Origin of the sequence: Catellatospora sp. NPDC049111 (assembly GCF_040648615.1) — a bacterium.
Classification (GTDB): domain Bacteria; phylum Actinomycetota; class Actinomycetes; order Mycobacteriales; family Micromonosporaceae; genus Catellatospora; species Catellatospora aurea.
Genome location: NZ_JBEZEB010000019.1, coordinates 40736 through 56103 on the forward strand (window position 1 = coordinate 40736; position 15368 = coordinate 56103).

General features: G+C 69.7%; 12 protein-coding genes. 3 read left to right on the top strand and 9 right to left on the bottom strand.

The features are described from left to right. Positions 1 to 13 precede the first annotated feature (13 nt). Positions 14 to 1186, top strand: coding sequence for a serine hydrolase domain-containing protein (locus AB0B66_RS24370; RefSeq protein ID WP_360534104.1), 1173 nt, complete (start codon positions 14 to 16; stop codon positions 1184 to 1186). 71 nt (positions 1187 to 1257) lie between these two features. Here the strand turns inward: AB0B66_RS24370 and AB0B66_RS24375 are convergent, their stop codons facing one another. From AB0B66_RS24375 to AB0B66_RS24395, 5 genes are all read right to left on the bottom strand, one after another. After that, positions 1258 to 4563 carry a discoidin domain-containing protein gene (locus AB0B66_RS24375; RefSeq protein ID WP_360534107.1) on the bottom strand — a complete coding sequence of 1102 codons (3306 nt, stop codon included), beginning with the start codon at positions 4561 to 4563 and terminating at the stop codon, positions 1258 to 1260. A gap of 126 nt (positions 4564 to 4689) precedes the next feature. Next, a complete protein-coding gene (locus AB0B66_RS24380) occupies positions 4690 to 5499 on the bottom strand; it encodes a carbohydrate ABC transporter permease (protein ID WP_360534110.1) in 810 nt (269 codons plus the stop codon). Positions 5500 to 5510: 11 nt separating this feature from the next. Further along, positions 5511 to 6404, bottom strand: a complete 894-nt coding sequence (locus AB0B66_RS24385) for a sugar ABC transporter permease (protein WP_360534113.1) — start codon at positions 6402 to 6404, stop codon at positions 5511 to 5513. A gap of 165 nt (positions 6405 to 6569) precedes the next feature. Beyond that, positions 6570 to 7859, bottom strand: a complete 1290-nt coding sequence (locus AB0B66_RS24390) for a sugar ABC transporter substrate-binding protein (RefSeq protein WP_360534116.1) — start codon at positions 7857 to 7859, stop codon at positions 6570 to 6572. Positions 7860 to 7926: 67 nt separating this feature from the next. Next, positions 7927 to 9822 (bottom strand): beta-L-arabinofuranosidase domain-containing protein, encoded by a 1896-nt coding sequence (locus AB0B66_RS24395; RefSeq protein ID WP_360534119.1) that lies wholly within the window; start codon positions 9820 to 9822, stop codon positions 7927 to 7929. 190 nt (positions 9823 to 10012) lie between these two features. Between AB0B66_RS24395 and AB0B66_RS24400 the strand changes: the two genes are divergently transcribed. Beyond that, the gene (locus tag AB0B66_RS24400) at positions 10013 to 11041 is read left to right on the top strand and encodes a LacI family DNA-binding transcriptional regulator (protein WP_360534122.1); all 1029 of its coding nucleotides are present in this window, start codon (positions 10013 to 10015) and stop codon (positions 11039 to 11041) included. 65 nt (positions 11042 to 11106) lie between these two features. Here AB0B66_RS24400 and AB0B66_RS24405 read toward each other — a convergent pair whose 3' ends face one another. Continuing rightward, on the bottom strand, positions 11107 to 11949 hold the full coding sequence (locus AB0B66_RS24405; protein ID WP_360534125.1) for a hypothetical protein: 843 nt from the start codon (positions 11947 to 11949) through the stop codon (positions 11107 to 11109). 156 nt (positions 11950 to 12105) lie between these two features. On the opposite strand from AB0B66_RS24405, the gene AB0B66_RS24410 reads away from it, so the two are divergent. Next, positions 12106 to 12483: a hypothetical protein gene (locus AB0B66_RS24410; protein WP_360534128.1), complete on the top strand. Its 378-nt coding sequence runs from the start codon at positions 12106 to 12108 to the stop codon at positions 12481 to 12483. Here the strand turns inward: AB0B66_RS24410 and AB0B66_RS24415 are convergent. The 3 genes from AB0B66_RS24415 to AB0B66_RS24425 form a co-directional block, all read right to left on the bottom strand. Beyond that, on the bottom strand, positions 12417 to 13442 hold the full coding sequence (locus tag AB0B66_RS24415; protein WP_360534131.1) for a hypothetical protein: 1026 nt from the start codon (positions 13440 to 13442) through the stop codon (positions 12417 to 12419). The two genes, AB0B66_RS24410 and AB0B66_RS24415, sit on opposite strands and share 67 nt — an antisense overlap. Positions 13443 to 13482: 40 nt before the next feature. Further along, positions 13483 to 14313 carry a DUF3152 domain-containing protein gene (locus tag AB0B66_RS24420; RefSeq protein WP_360534134.1) on the bottom strand — a complete coding sequence of 277 codons (831 nt, stop codon included), beginning with the start codon at positions 14311 to 14313 and terminating at the stop codon, positions 13483 to 13485. 225 nt (positions 14314 to 14538) lie between these two features. Continuing rightward, a complete protein-coding gene (locus AB0B66_RS24425) occupies positions 14539 to 15321 on the bottom strand; it encodes a hypothetical protein (protein WP_360534137.1) in 783 nt (260 codons plus the stop codon). Between the last annotated feature and the right edge of the window lie 47 nt (positions 15322 to 15368).

Sequence of the window (15368 nt, forward strand, 5' to 3'; positions counted from 1 at the left end):
ACCGGGGGGATCCGTGCTGAAGCAGATCGACCAGGCGTCCCTGCAGGCCGCCGTGGACACCGCCGTCAAGCAGATGCTCGTCCCCGGAGCGGTGGTGCTGGTCTGCACGCCGCAGGGTGTCAACACCGTGCTGTCCGGCACCCTCCAGCGGGGCACGCAGACGCCGCCCGCGACCAGCACGCACTTCCGGATCGGCTCGAACACCAAGACCATGACCTCCGCGACGATCCTGCTCCTGGCCCAGGACGGCAAGCTCAAGCTCAGCGACCCGATCTCGGCGCACGTCCCGGACGTGCCCAACGGGGAGAACATCACCATCGAGCAGCTGCTGAGGATGCGCAGCGGCCTGTACAACTACACGGACGCGCCGGAGCTGTCCGCGACCATGGACGCCGATCCGGCGAAGGTGTGGACGCCGCAGGAAGTGCTGGACATCGCGTTCCGGCACCCGCCGAACGCCGCGCCGGGCACGGAGTACGAGTACAACAACACCAACTTCATCCTGCTCGGACTGGTCGCGGAGAAGGTCGGCGGCGGCCCGCTGGGCGGGCAGTTCCAGGAGCGGCTGTACGGCCCGCTGGGGCTGGACCAGACGTCGCTGCCCGCGCCCGAGGACAACACGATCCCGGCCCCCGGCTCGCACGGTTACCTCTACGGCGGCTCGGCCTACGCGATGACCGACGAGCCGTATTCCGCGGAGATGCAGGCAGCCATGCGGGACGGGACGCTGGCGCCGATCGACTACACGAACCAGAACCCGTCGTACGCGGCCGCCGCGGGCGGAGCGATCTCCACCGCCGAGGACATCGCCACCTGGATCAAGTCACTGGCCACCGGCAAGGTCTTCAACACGGACATGCAGCGGCAGTGGCTGGGCAGCTTCCAGGCCGAGGACCCGGCCGCCGGGGCCAGTGGGCAGCAGTACGGGTACGGCATCGCGTACCAGCGGATCGCGCCGAACGTGGCGCTGCACTTCCACGGCGGCGAGATGCCGGGCTTCAACTCGTTCATGGGCCATGACCTGGCCAACGACGTGACGATGGTGATCTGGACGAACCTGACCCTCGACCCGGCCAGCCGCACGACGGCCAACGTCCTGCTGCCGACGGTCCTCAACCAGGTGTACGCGGGCCTCAACCTGCCGACCACGCCGCCGCCGACCCCCGCACCCAGCCCGACCAGCTGAAACCCGGTCTGAATGATGGGAAGGGCACCTTCTACATCGCGGAGCGATGTGAAGGTGCCCTTCCTTGTTCATCAGGCGAAGGCCTTGACCTCCAGGAGGCCTAGTGAGGCCGTGCCGGTGGCGGTGAGGGAGACGCGGAGTCTCGTGGTGCTCACCGAGGTGAAGTTGATCGTGTTGTAGGCGTTCTTGGTGAGGGTGTACGTGCTCGCGCCGGGCACGTCGACGTAGGCGCTGCCGTTCCAGTACTGGAGCTTCCAGGTCGACGGCATGTCGATGCCCTGCTCGTCGTCGAAGAAGTAGACCTGGGCCTGCTTCACCGACTGGGCCGACGACCACTGGACCTCGGCCCACTGGGTGCCGGTCTCCGGCCAGGTGCCCCAGCGGTTGCCCTGGTTGGTGCCGCCGTAGTTGGAGCTGGTCGGCTCGTCACCGTTGTGGATCGCCGAGCAGGCCTCCCACGAGGACGTGTAGGAGCAGACCGCGCTGCCCGACAGGGCCAGGTTGGTCGACACCGGCGGGTCCGGCGGCTGGACACCGCCCCGGTTGAAGATCTTGATCTCGGTGAGACCGGTCTTCGCGCCGGAGGCGTTGGTCGCCAGCACGCGTACCCGCTGCGCGTTGACCGCTGTGAAGGTGGCCACGTTGTAGTTGGCACGCGGCGCCGACGGGCTCTTGACCTGGCTGGACACGGTCACCCAGGCGCTGCCGTTGTAGTACTGGATGTCGTACGCCGACGGAGCCCGGTAGGTGCTGCTGGCCGGGCGGCTGTCCTTGAAGTACAGCCGGACCTCGTTGAAGGTCTGCGGCGAACCGAAGTTGACCTCGTACCAGTCCTGGCTGTTGGACGAGCCGCCCGCGCCCCAGTAGGGCTCGTTGATCGGGAAGCCGTCCCGGGCCCCGGCCAGGTTGGTGCCCGAGCCGGTGAAGGAGGCGCTGGCCGTGCCCATGGCCGCCAGGTTGGTGAGGTTGGCGGTCAGGTCGACGCCGGCCTTGGCCATGATGTCGGTCATCCGGGCCTCGCTGTGCACCACCTGGGTCGGGGCCTGCAGGCCCGAGACCGCGGTGTTGAAGGCGACGGTGCCGCTGGTGGTGACCGCGCCCGTGGCCGGGTCCCAGGTGAACGGGACGAGGCTGTTGACGGTGGCGACGCGGTTGCCGTTGATGAAGATGGAGTAGCCCTGCGGGATGCCGGTGTAGCGGACCACGCCGTCGGCCGGGTCGTCCCAGACGATCGACAGGTCGGCGTTGCGGTAGCGCAGGTTGTTGATCGCGAAGTGGGTCCAGCCGATGTTGATCGGTGACAGCTCCACCTTGTTGTCGTTGCGCGGCCGCAGGCCCGCCACGTCCTCGATCACGGTCCAGTTGGACGAGCCGAGGATGTTGTGGTGGATCCAGGAGCGGTACTGGATCGAGCTGCCGTTCCAGTCGGCCCAGAACTCGTTGGCGTCCGGGTACTGGGTGTTGCCGCTGGGGTACTGCGCCCAGGCGTTCCAGTACAGCAGCTTCTTGTAGTCCTGCGCGGTCATCCACGAGTTCGGGTAGTTGCGCAGCACCGAGGAGTAGAGCCGGAACTGCACCGTGGAGTTGATGGTGGAGAAGTTGTTCGAGCCGGGCTGGCCCTGCGCGGCCGCGGCCGCCTTGTCCACCTGGTTGGCCGTGTAGAACGGGAAGATCGGGTACTGCTGCGGGCTGTCGTACAGCCGCAGCGCCTGCTTGTAGGTGTCGGTGTTCGGGATCGCGCCGACCGCGAACGGGTAGTAGTTGTTGATCTCCTTCCACGGGTTGAAGGTCCCGTCGGGGTACCGGTGCTCGAACAGCTGCCGGCTGGAGTTCCACAGCACGCCGGTGATCGCGTTCTGGATCCGCGTGGCCAGTGTGCGCATCTCGGCGGCCTTGGTCGTGTTGCCGATAGCGTCGTAGGCCTGCGCCGCCGCCAGCGCCCCCGAGTACTGGTAGGCCGACTCCGCGCGGTCCATCCGGCCCGAGCGGTAGTGGAACGACACCGCGTCGGCGTCGTTACCGGTCAGCGCGCCCCAGTCGTACTCGATGAGCCCGTTGTTGTTGGTGTCGTAGAAGGCCAGCTGGCCCTTGACGTCACCCTCGCTGTACTTGGCGATGTTGCCCGCGATCGCCGGCTGGCCGCCGTAGATCTGGTAGGCCTTCCACGCCGCCTCGCCGATGTACTGGGTGTAGCTGTTGGACCAGTTCTCCGGGTCGCCCGGGTTGTCCAGGAAGCGCCCGCCCTTGGAGACCTGCCCGGTCGACAGCACGTTGCCGAACGCGTAGATCGGGTTGCGCAGGTACTTCAGGTCGTCGATGTGCATGGGCTGGGTCAGCACGATGGCGTTGTTGTAGCCCAGCACACCCTCGGTGGACGTCGGGAACTGGAACGTCTGCCCCGGGATGTCGGCGTCGAGGTTGTTGAAGCGCATCAGCCACCAGCGGTAGTAGATGTTCTTCTTGATCGCCGGCTCGGCGACGTCGATGTAGGGCAGGTTCTGTGCCCACCACAGGTTGTACGCCCGCACGTGCGTCGCGAACGCGGTCGCGTTGCTGTAGCCGGCGTAAGCGTTGTACTCGCTCAGCGACGCCGGGATCTCGTTGGCGACGAAGCCCATGACGACCTTGGCGGTCACGGTGGCGCCCGCCGCGATGGTCACCGAGCGGTTGAGCCCGCCGCTGGAGACGGTGAACCCGTCACCGGTCAGCCGCGGATACAGCGTGGTCAGGTTGTTGTACGCGTTGACCTGGCCGGTCAGCTCGCTGCCGCTGCCCGAGGTGGCGAACGGCGAGGTGGCCCGCAGCTGCAGCGTAGTGGAGCTGCTGCCGCCGTTGGTGATCGACAGGTTCGTCACGGCGACGTTGTTGTCGGTGATGAACTTCGTCTGGTTGATCGTGATCGAGCCGCTGGTGTGCACGCTCTTCCAGTGGCTGGGCGCCTGCCAACGCGAGTTCACCTGCTCGGTGAACGTGCCGGGGGTGACCGCGACGGTGTACGCGTTGCCGTTGTTGATGCTCTCCCAGTAGGCGGCCTGGCCGGCGAAGCCGAGCGTGCCCGGGGTGTGCGTCTTCATGTACAGCGCACGCCCGCGGGTCATCAGCCAGGTGCCGGCCGGGTCGTTGCCGGGCCGGGCCAGCAGCCGGTCCATCCAGAAGTCGGTGCCGCCCGACTCCGCGTTGTAGATGGCCTGCATCATGTTGCCGCTGGTGTAGGCCACCGGCGGGGCCGGGATGGCCGGGCCGCTGAACGTGGGGAAGCCGATGGTCTGCGCCGCCATCGCCGGGTTGCTCGCCTGTACGGCGACCACTCCGGCGGCCAGTGCAACGGACAGGCCGAGTGCCAGGCTTCTGCGCCGGTGGCGCGAAAGCAGTGGCATGTTGTTCACCTCCACTTGGGGGACGGTTGGGGGGAACGCGGTGAGTGTTCGGCGGTGAGAGGTCTGGTGACCCGGCCGCGCCCGCCGGGTAGGCGGAGCGGGCACGGCCGGGGGCTGTCGGGCTGCTCAGCCCTTGAGCGCGCCGGAGGTGAACCCCCGGACGTAGCTGCGCTGCATGAAGGCGAACAGCAGGAGGCAGGGCACGGCCATGAAGACCACCCCGGCCTCCAGTGCGGCGTAGTCGATGGAGCCGTGGCTGGCGGTGCGCATGTTGACCACGGCCAGGGTCGTCGTGAACCGGTCGGTCGAGTTCAGCAGGATCAGCGGCGCGAAGAACTCGCTCCACGAGGTCAGGAACGCGAACAGGCCGACGGTGATTAGGCCGGGCTTCACCGCGGGCAGCATGATCCGGATCAGCGTGGAGACGCTGTTGCAGCCGTCCACCTGGGCCGACTCCTCCAGCTCGCGGGGCACGGCCTCGAACGAGTTGCGCATCATGAAGATCGAGAACGGCAGCTGGAACATGATCAGCACCAGGCTCAGGCCGATCAGGCTGTCCTGCAGGCCGATCCAGCCGAGCAGGACGTACAGCGCGATGAGGATGGTCGCGTAGGGCACCATCAGGATCGCCAGGGTGAGCAGGAACAGCAGGTCCCGGCCGGGGAAGCGGAACCGGCCGAAGGCGTACCCGCCGAGAGTCGCCACCAGCAGCGTGCCCGCCACGGTCAGCGCGCTCACGGTGATGCTGTTGACGATGTGGTGCACTCGGATGCCGTTGTCGGAGGTGAACAGCCGGTCGTAGTTCTCCAGCCCGAAGCCGGTGCCGGTGCGCAGCGACGCCCAGCCGCTCCACAGCAGGGGCGACAGGAACAGGATCGCCAGCGCCGTGCCGGTGACGTAATAGCTCCACCGGCTCGTGAAGGAAGACCTGGTCATGGATGCCTCTCCTAGGAGCGCCGGCGCAGCACGCCGAGCTGGATGACGTTGAAGACGACGAGCACGGCCAGCAGCGCGACCGAGATGGCGGCGGCGGAGCCGAGGTCGAGGCGGATGAACGCCTCCCGGTAGATCACCATCACCAGGGACGTGGTGCTGTTGTCCGGGCCGCCGCGGGTGAGGATCCAGAACTGGTCGAAGGCCAGCAGCGAACCGGTGATCATCATGGTGAGCACCAGCGCGATCGTCGGGCGCATCAGCGGAATGGTGACCCGGCGGAAGGTCTGCCAGCGGCTCGCGCCGTCGATGCGGGCCGCCTCGTACACCTCCAGCGGGATCGCCTGCAGGCCGGTCAGCAGGATCAGCATGTTGAACCCGGCGAAGCGCCACAGGACCAGCACCATCGCCGAACCCAGCGCGGACTCCGAGCTGCCGCTGGTCCAGGAGACGTAGCCGTCGATCACGCCGAGCTTGCGCAGCAGGTCGCTGATCGGGCCGATCTCGTCGGACAGCAGCCCCAGGAACAGCAGCGAGGCGCTGGCGAAGCCGACCGCCATGGGCAGCAGGAACGCCGTACGGAAAAAGCCGACCCCGCGCCGGCGCTGCTGCACCAGCAGTGCCAGCCCGAACGCGACCACGAACAGCCCCACCGTCATCAGCACCGTGTACTTGACGGTGAACCAGACCGCCGAGGCGACCAGCTCGTTGTCGGCGATGCGGGTGTAGTTGTCGGGGGCGTTCATCGTCGGCGCGCCCAGCAGCGGCCACTTGTGCAGCGACATCCAGCCGACCAGCAGCAGCGGCACCAGGAAGAACAGGCCGACCATGACCGCGGTGGGCGTCGCGTAGAGCGCTCCGAGGACGGCGCGGCTGCGAGCGGCGTTGCGCCGCAGCAGGGTCACCATTTCGAAGCCAGCGGTCGCGGCCGCTCGGTGCTTTCCGCAGCGCAGCGGAGGAAGGCGGCGATCAAGGCCGCGCGAGCGGGCGAGCATGTCGCAGTCATCGCGTCTCCGGGTCGGTCTTGGGTGGCCCGGCCGCCGCGTGAGGGGTGGCGGCCGGGCCGGGTCGGGTCAGCCTTGCTGGAGTGACTTGGTGATCGCGGTGTTGCCGTCGGCCAGGGACTTGGCGGCGTCACCGAACAGGGCTCCGCGGACCGTCTGCAGCCAGGGGCTCTGCGGGTCGTTGAAGGAGGCGTTGAAGTTCTTCGCGTACGGCGTCTTGCCCTTGGCGACCAGGCTGTTGATGAGCACGATGCGCGGGTCGGCCGAGGAGTACTTGTTCGACGCCAGGTCGGTGCGGATCGGCACGCCCTTGTTCTTGGCGATGACCTCGACCTGCGCCTCGTCGGACATGGTCCAGAGCAGGAAGTCCCACGCCTGGGCAGCCTTGGTGCTGGTGGCGCCGACGCCGATCGCGTCACCGCCGATGAAGGTGGAGTCGCCGCCGTCGGGCCCGCTGATCGGCGCGACGCCCATCTTCACGCCCTTCTCCTCGATGAGGCCCAGCCACACCGACGGCCCGGGGGCGATGCCGATCTTGCCACTCTGCAGCGCGCCGAGCCAGGTCGGACCGGCCTCGTCCTTGGACGCCGGAGCTGCCACGCCCTCGTCGTACAGCGCCCGGTAGAGCGCGAAGACGTCGGCCATCTCCTTGGAGTCGACCTTGGCGTTCTCACCCTTGGCGTCGAGCACGTCGCCGCCCGCGCCCCAGACCGAGGGCCAGAAGGTGAACTCGACGCAGCCGCCGCAGTTGCCGCCGAAGTAGGTGCCGTTCACGTCGCCGCCCAGCTTGTCGATCTTGCGGGCGTGCTCGGCGAACTCCTTCAGCGACGTCGGGCCCTTCTCCGGGTCCAGGCCGGCCTTGGTGTAGAGGTCCTTGTTGTAGAGCATCACCGACATGTCGACGGTGTGCGGGACGGCGTAGTTCTTGCCCTCCCAGGTGCCGGCGTTGAGGTGTCCGGGCGACACCTTGTCCTTCAGGCCGCTGGCCGAAAGGCGCTCGGTCAGGTCGGTCCACAGGCCCTGCGAGGCGTACTGCGCCGCGAACACCACATCCGCGCCGAACAGGTCGGGCAGCGCCTTCGCGCCGGCCGCGCTGGCCAGCTTCGCCGGGTACTCCTCGTTCGGGTACGAGGTGACGGTCACCTTGTTCTTGTGCGTGGCGTTGTACGCGTCGGCGTACGCCTTGGACATCGACTCGGTGGCCGCACGGGTCCACAGCGTGAGCTGCGCACCGTCGTCGACACCGGCGGTGCCCGACGCGCCGGGAGCCTCCGGGTCGTCGCCGCCGCACGCGGCGACAGCGGTCACCAGCAGGGCCGCCGCCGTGACGGCGAGCGCCCGAAGTCCTCTAGATCTCACAATCTCTCCTTCCATCGGTATGTAGACGAGCAGTGGAGCGGAGGTGCGGTGGTGCGTTCGCGGTGAATCAGGTGGTGGGCAGCCAGACCCGCATGGTGGAGGGTCCGCTGCGCGCCCAGCGGTGGTATGGGACCAGTGGCACGTCCAGGGTGGTGCGCTGCCCGACGGGACCCGCGTCGGCGTACGGCCACGGCCGCTCGGGCAGTTCCTCGGCCACCCCGCGGACCGTGACCCCGCCGTCGGCGGCCGGATCGGTGCCCGCGTCGACCCGCAGGCTGTCCAGGTCCAGCTCGCCGCCGACGGATTCGGCGCACAGCACGACCGGCCCCTGCTCCACCGCCACGCAGCCTCTGACCGCGTCGATGCGCGGGTCGGGGCGGGTGAACCGGGGCCGCATCGGCAGCGCCAGCACGATCCGGTCGCCGACGGCGAAGTCGCGCCGCAGCACGAAGCGGTCGCCGTCGACCGGCTGCGGTTCCCCGTTGACCGTGACCGCGGCACCCGCCGCCCACGCGGGCAGCCGCAGCGCCAGCGTCCACGGGCCGGGCTCGACCGCGGTCACCTCGATGCCGACCGTGCCGTCGTCGGGGTAGCCGGTCCGCATCCGCAGTCCGACCCGCCGCCCGTCGGCCAGCGTCGTGTCGATGTCGGCGTCGGCGTACTGGTGCACGCGCAGCCCGTCGTCGTCGACCGAAGCCACGTACGTGGACAGGCTGGCCAGCATCCGGGCCGTGTTGGCCAGGCAGCACGACACCTCGAACCACGGCGCGCGCGGGCCGCCGCCGAAACCGAGCTGCTCCACGTCGCCGGGCAGCACCGCGGTCAGCGACCGCTGGTGCAGCGTGTGCGCGTAGAAGAAGGACCGCCCGTCGTCACCGATCGCGGTGGCCACGACGTTGTACAGGATGCGCTCGATGACGTCGGCGTAGCGTTCGCGGCCGGTGGCCAGCATCAGCCGCCAGGCCACCATGATCGCCGCGATGCCCGCGCAGGTCTCCGAGTAGGCCCGGTCGGCCGGCAGCACGAAGTCGTCGCTGAACGCCTCGTCCAGGTGCCGCGAGCCCATGCCGCCGGTCAGATAGGTGCGCCGGGCCAGGGTCCGGTCGAACTGCGCCGCGACCGTCTCCAGCAGCTCGTCGTCGCCGGTCTCCACGGCCAGGTCGACCACGCCCGCGGCCAGGTAGAGGGCCCGCACGGCGTGCCCGCGCAGCACCTTGGCCTCCCGCACCGGGATGTCGTCGCTGAAGTAGCTCCAGCCGAACTCGTGCCGCGGCAGCGTACGCCGGCCGCGCCGGGCCACGAACAGCGCCGCCTGGTCCAGGTAGCGCTGCTCCCCCGTCGCCCGAAACAGTTCGACCAGCCCCGGCTCGATCTCCGGGTGCCCGCAGACCGCGTCGCGCCCGGCCGGGCCGAACTCCTCGCACACGTGGTCGGCCACGCGCCGGGCCACGTTCAGCAACGCGTCGTCGCCGCTGGTGCGGGCCCGCGCCACCGACGCCTGCAGCAGGTGCCCGGCGCAGTACAGCTCGTGCCCCCAGGCCAGGTCGCCGTACCGGGCGCGCTGCCCGGCCCGGCCGAACGCGGTGTGCAGGTAGCCGTCGGCGGCCTGCGCACCGGCGATCATCGTGGTCAGCTCGGCGATCTCGGCGTCGCGGGCCGGGTCGGCCTGCCGGCCGGTCTCCCACGACATCGCCTCGATCAGCTTGTACACCTCGGAGTCGGAGAACTCGCGACCGCGCCGCTCGGCGCTGCCCCGGCCCACTTCAGCGGTGAAGTTGCCGGTCCAGCCGAGCTTGTCCATCCATTCGCGACCGTGGTCGAGCGTCGCCCGACTGTTGGTCGCCTGCCGCTGCGCCCAGAAGCCCCCCGTGATCCGAACCTCGCTCAGGCCCAGCGGTCGCAGGACTCCTCGCGACGGCACCACGGGCCGACCTCCGGTGAGGTCGGCGGTTCGCGCCGCCACCGTCATCTCCGCCTCCAACAGACTCTCGTGACCGCGGTCACTTCGACGTTGGAGCAACGATGGACGCCGAAAACCTTTTCGGCAAGATGGCCGTCGTATCACATCTCGATAACGTGGACAGCGCTAGCCACGGCAATGCCTTGGTGCGTATGCTCCGACACGTTGTCGAAAAACGAGCGAAAGGCTTTCCATGGGCAGGCGGCGATCGACGTCGGTGACCCTCACCGACGTGGCCCGGCTGGCGGGGGTTTCCGTGGCCACCGCCTCCAAGGCGCTCAACGCGCGCGGCGAGGTCGCGCCCGACACCCGGCTGCGCGTGCTGCAGGCCGCCAACCAGCTCAGCTTCCAGCCCAACGTGCTGGCCCGGGGGCTCATCTCCGGGCGCACCCGCACCATCGGCCTGCTCACCGACGAACTCGGCGGGCGCTTCTCCATCCCGATCCTGCTCGGCGCCGAAAACGCTCTCGGCAACGAGCAGATGTCGGTGCTGCTGTGCGACGCCCGCGGCGACGCCATCCGCCGCCAGCACTACATCCGCACCCTGCTCGCCCGGCAGGTCGACGGGTTCATCATCCTCGGCGACAGCAACGACCTGCGCCCCTCGCTCAGCCGCGACATCCCGGTGCCGGTCGTCTACGTGTACGGCCAGTCCACCGACCCCGCCGACCTGAGCGTGCTCGCCGACGACGAGGGCGGCGGGCGCATCGCCATGGAACACCTGGTCAGCCTGCGCCGGCGCAACATCGCCCACATCACCGGGCCGCAGAGCTACCGCGCCGCCCGCGACCGCGTCACCGGCCTGCAGGCCGTGCTCGCCGAGTCCGGATGGGAGCTGGTCGGCGGCGAGCCGCTGTACGGCGAATGGTCACAGCGCTGGGGCCGGCACGCCGCCCGCATGCTGATCACCGCCCACCCGGAGATCGACGCGATCTTCTGCGGCAACGACCAGATCGCCGCCGGAGCCGCGCAGGCACTACAGGAGCACGGCTGCCGGGTCCCCGACGACGTCGCCATCATCGGGTACGACAACTGGGAGGAGATGGCCGCCGACTGCCGCCCGCCGCTGACCACGGTCGACCTCAACCTGGAACAGCTCGGTGCGACCGCGGTCATGCACCTGTTCGCCGCCCTCGACGGCACCCCGTCCTCCGGCGTCATCCGCCAACCCTGCCGCCTGGTCGTCCGCGAATCCACCGGCCCCCTCCCCCAGCAGGGATGAAGATCCGCCGACACGCGGCATGGACCGTGCTCGGCCCCACCGGATCTGCGTCCACACCGGCTCGCTCAACGGCTAAGGTCGATGAGCCAGCCGCGGTAGAACCTTTCCTGCTCATCCACCGAGGCCAAGGTCTCCACGTCAGCTGGATCGAAGATGTCCACGATGTCTTCCATCTTCACCGACGCTCCCACGGTGAGGAGATAAGCCTGCTGGCCCAGCGTCATGGACAGCAGCATGCCCGAGGGTTGCGTGTTCAGCCGAGCGCCCTGCACAGCGATCTGATGTCCGGTCTCCTCCAACTGCCGCCGGATCTCCTTAAGGCCCACGAACAGGTCTGATCCATGGGCCGCCACATCGACGCCGCAAGCGCGGAGCCTCAGGTGACACTTCGGGCGGGGGTGCACGTGCTCGACTCTCCACCGGAGCACCCCCGACACGTCACGAGAGTCGCGGATCAGCGTGACGGCTCGCTCTGTCCACAGGGACGCCGGCCGCCTCGCCGGTTTCTTCCGCGCGATTTCGGCCCACTCGGCGGCCGTCCTTCTGGTGCCGTCCGGCCCCGGGATGAGCCGTTCTCTCATCTCGGCTGTGGGGGGCATGGGCGGTGTCGGGCGCACCGGCCGTGACCGCTTCGCCAACAAGACGTCGGCGAGATCGGCCGCCATCGACAGGCAACTGAACGCGACGTACTCGTCGGACGGCTCGGGGGACAGGGCTTCGTCGCCGCAGAGCCAACGGTCAAGATCGTCGACCGACGTGGTCACCGCGTCGACCAGCTCGCGCAGCTGTGCGTCGGACCCGGCCTTCAGCAGGTCGGCGCGTTCGCCGTCCTCCGGCACGCTCCACCTCTCGGCCAGTGGCACCAGGTGCCGGACGTTCTCCGGGACCCGCATCGGGTCGAACTTCATGTATCCACTCCAGCGAGACCAGGCTCAACGCCTGCATGACTGTACTGGCCCGGATCTGGAAGAGTTGTGGTCGTCAGAGCGACCACAACTCTTCCAGATCCGCCCGTGGACGCGGCTAGAGGCGAGTCATGGTCGTGGATGTCGTACGGTCGGGGCATGGCGAGTGAGCAGGCGGCGGATATTCTGGGTGAGATCGGCGGGTTCGTGGCGCGGATTCACGCGCTCGACCCGCACGCCCCGGCACGCACCGAGCTGACCGTGCGCGTCGACGGTCGCGAGTCGCGGATCATGCTGAGCGAGCCGGTCGCGCAGGCGCTGCGGCTGGCACTGCAGGACTACCACGACCCGCGTGACCAGGGCCGGTGCGACCACTGCGGCGGCCCTCGGCTCGACGAGAACTTCCAGTGCCGCGACTGCGGCAGCTTCAACGGCGTCTTCGGCCAGATGCTCGCCGAGCGGGCGTACGGCTACACCGAGCCAGAGCCGCTCCCGCCCGCCGAAGGTGCCGGACGGCATACGCGGCACGAGTCCTGACACCGGGCCCGGTACGCCCCGGACAGCGTCACCACCAGGAACTGCAGCAGCCCCGCCTCGATCTCCTCGTCCGGATGTCCCGGCTTGGACAAACGCAGGCGCCACCAGTCGGCCTGTTCCTCCGGGTCCAGCACCCAGGACACGAGCGCGCCGTCCGAGGTCGTCGCGACCGGCAGCGTTCGTGCTGTCATGTACCGCATCGGGCCTTGCAGGGGTCCGAGCAGCGGTGGGGACAGCTCGGACGGCGGCAGCACCGTGACGCGGCCGCCGAACGTGCCGCGGCCGTACCGTTCGGCCAGCCAGCGGTAGTCGGCGGGCAGGGTCACGTGCAGGCGCGACGACACCGCGTCCCAGTCGACCGGGATGATGTCCGACGGAGGCGGTACGAGCTGTGCGAGGCGGCCGGGCAGGTCCGCGCCGTAGCTCAGGTCCACTTCGAGAAGGATCGGCAGGTCGGTGTCCTCCTGTACGGCCGCGACGGTCACCGCCCAGTGCCCGGCCCGCAGCCGGACCCGCGACCCGTCGAGCACCGGGTCGACGGCGAGGTCGTCCGCGGGAGGAAGGCCGAGCCGGGCGGACACGGTCGCCACCCCCGCCTGCGCGTCGAGGTACTGCTGGTCCACGGCAGCCGAGTAGGCGTCGTCGTCCTCGAAGTCGTCGTAGTCGAGATCCTCCGAGCACCCGAAGTCGGCCAGTTCGAAGCTCACCCGCGCGCCACCGGTGACGCGCAAGATCGCCGCGGTCATGCCGTCTGACGCGAAGCCACGGCCGAACGGGTCACCGGGACCCCATCCCGCGTCGGTCAGGATCCGCGCGATCACGTCTTCGGCGGGCGGGTCGACCAGCTCGGCGAACCGCTCGATCACCATCAGCAACCGGTCGGCCTTGGCCGCGTGGCCGTCCGCGGCAGCGTCCGGTGATCGCCCGGACACCTGAGTGATCTCGTTCAGCGGTTCCATCGCCGGAAGCGTGCCATGATCGCCGCATGGTGGCAACGGGTCACAGGGGCGGGCCGGCGTAGCGCTTGCCGTCGAGGTAGGGCCAGGGGTTGGCGCGGCAGCCGCGCAGGCCGTACGTCTGCTGCTGCATCGTCGGCGCTGGTCGGCCCTTGCCGGGGCAGCGCTCGTGGTCGCGGCCGAACTCGTGGCCGACCTCGTGGTTGATCACGTAGCTGCGGTACACCGACAGCTCGACCCGCCCGTTCACATAGTCGGGCACGGACAGCCGCCAGCGGTTGAGGTTGATCACGACGCGTCCGGGCAGGCGACAGGATGTGTACGACACCCCGTCGAGCCGGGTGTCCATCCCGCCGGTGGCACAGAGCCTGCGGGTGGTCTCGCCGGTGGCCAGGTAGATCGTGAAGTCGTACGCCGAGCCTGCGGGCACCCGCTGCAGGCGGCGCTCCCGTCCGCCGATCCAGCCGCGGGGGTCGCCGAGCGTCCGGTCGACGGTCCGGGTGAACTCGGCCAGCTCGGCCCCGGCGACGTTGGACTCGACCGCGACCCGGTACCGCCGCAGCCCGCCCGCGCTGCCGAGCACCGCACCCTGACCGCTCGCGTACTTCCAGGTGCCGGGCCCGGACGCCGGAAAGTCCCCAGGCAGTTGGTAGACCGGTGCCGGTGACGCCGACGGGCCCGGCGACGCCGGGACGGACGACGGCGCCGGGGAGATTTTGTCGCCCGCCACGGGCCTCGGCTGCGCGGCCGGTTCGTCGACTCCGCGCAGCAGCCCCAGTCCGACCAGCACGGCTCCCGCCGCCAGGCACAGCAACGCGAGCCGGCCGTGTCGCCGCAGCGCCGTTCTCCTCCGCAGGACCGGACGCGATCGCACCGAGCGGTCCTGGCCGATGCCCGGTTCCGGGACGCCCGGGTGGGTGCCGGACGAGTTCGGGAGACCGGAATGCGCGGTGCCTGTGCCGGGGGTTTTTCTCGCGGGTGCGGTCCGCGTCGCGTTCGCCACGGACGGACGGTAGGCAGCAGACGATCAAGAACCTTTGAAGAACCGGTGCGTCCGCAGTGCGGTGATCACCTTCTGCGCCGCCGCGGTTCGGCGGGGTCAGGACTCGTCGATTCCGGTGCAGTAGGCGATCGTCGCGTCGTCGGCCGCCACCGCGTCGCGCGCCTCCGCCTGCCGGACCCGGCGGACGACCTCGGCGGGCCCGCTCGACGCCAGGAGCGCCAGAAGTCCGGGCCAGTCGGCGAGCCCGAACCGGTCCACGAAACGGCCGGCCCCGTTGCTGAGCAGGACGGCACCGGACAGCTCCGGGACCGGGCGGCTCCCGGTGAGCGCCTCGTCGGCGGCCCGTGGGTCGTCCTTGGCCAGCCAGAATCCGCCCGGCGCGTTGCGGTGGGCGCGCAGTTCGCGCAGGACCCGCCGCCGCTCGTCGCTGCCCTCGGCGGCCGCCTCGTATGCAGGCTGGTACGACCGGCTGATGACCAGCTCACGGGGGTCGGTGACGACGAGCGGCGCACCGTGCGACATGTCCAGCACGACTACGGTGTCCCCGAGCACCAGGTATTCGACCAGGCCGCTGGAGATCCGCAGCATCGCCACGGTCGCGGACGGGCTGATCGGGTCGGCCACGTCGCAGGTGTCCCGGTGCTCACCGGTCACCTGGGTGATGGCCTCGGCGAGCACCGCGGCGAGGCTGCGATCGTCGCGCAGCGGGAGCAGGCCGAGCAGGCAACCGCCCAGGCGGTGGGCGTACCAGGCGACGCCGTGCCGGCAGACCGCTTCCGCGCCGGGGATGCCGGCCCCGTCGAGCAGCACCGCCGCCGACGCCGTGGCACCGGTGAAGTCCTCGTTCACCCGGCCGGTGCGGGCCGCAGCGCTCGTCATCTGCACCCGCATGGTGGCCGCCCTTCGCAGGTCGAGGCGTCGACTGT

What these genes read in the sequence shown, in the direction of transcription:
- AB0B66_RS24375 (WP_360534107.1), bottom strand. Translation starts at nt 4,563, where the DNA reads ATGCCACTGCTTTCGCGCCACCGGCGCAGAAGCCTGGCACTCGGCCTG.
- AB0B66_RS24380 (WP_360534110.1), bottom strand. Translation starts at nt 5,499, where the DNA reads ATGACCAGGTCTTCCTTCACGAGCCGGTGGAGCTATTACGTCACCGGC.
- AB0B66_RS24385 (WP_360534113.1), bottom strand. Translation starts at nt 6,404, where the DNA reads ATGGTGACCCTGCTGCGGCGCAACGCCGCTCGCAGCCGCGCCGTCCTC.
- AB0B66_RS24400 (WP_360534122.1), top strand. Translation starts at nt 10,013, where the DNA reads ATGGGCAGGCGGCGATCGACGTCGGTGACCCTCACCGACGTGGCCCGG.
- AB0B66_RS24405 (WP_360534125.1), bottom strand. Translation starts at nt 11,949, where the DNA reads ATGAAGTTCGACCCGATGCGGGTCCCGGAGAACGTCCGGCACCTGGTG.
- AB0B66_RS24410 (WP_360534128.1), top strand. Translation starts at nt 12,106, where the DNA reads ATGGCGAGTGAGCAGGCGGCGGATATTCTGGGTGAGATCGGCGGGTTC.
- AB0B66_RS24415 (WP_360534131.1), bottom strand. Translation starts at nt 13,442, where the DNA reads ATGGAACCGCTGAACGAGATCACTCAGGTGTCCGGGCGATCACCGGAC.
- AB0B66_RS24425 (WP_360534137.1), bottom strand. Translation starts at nt 15,321, where the DNA reads ATGACGAGCGCTGCGGCCCGCACCGGCCGGGTGAACGAGGACTTCACC.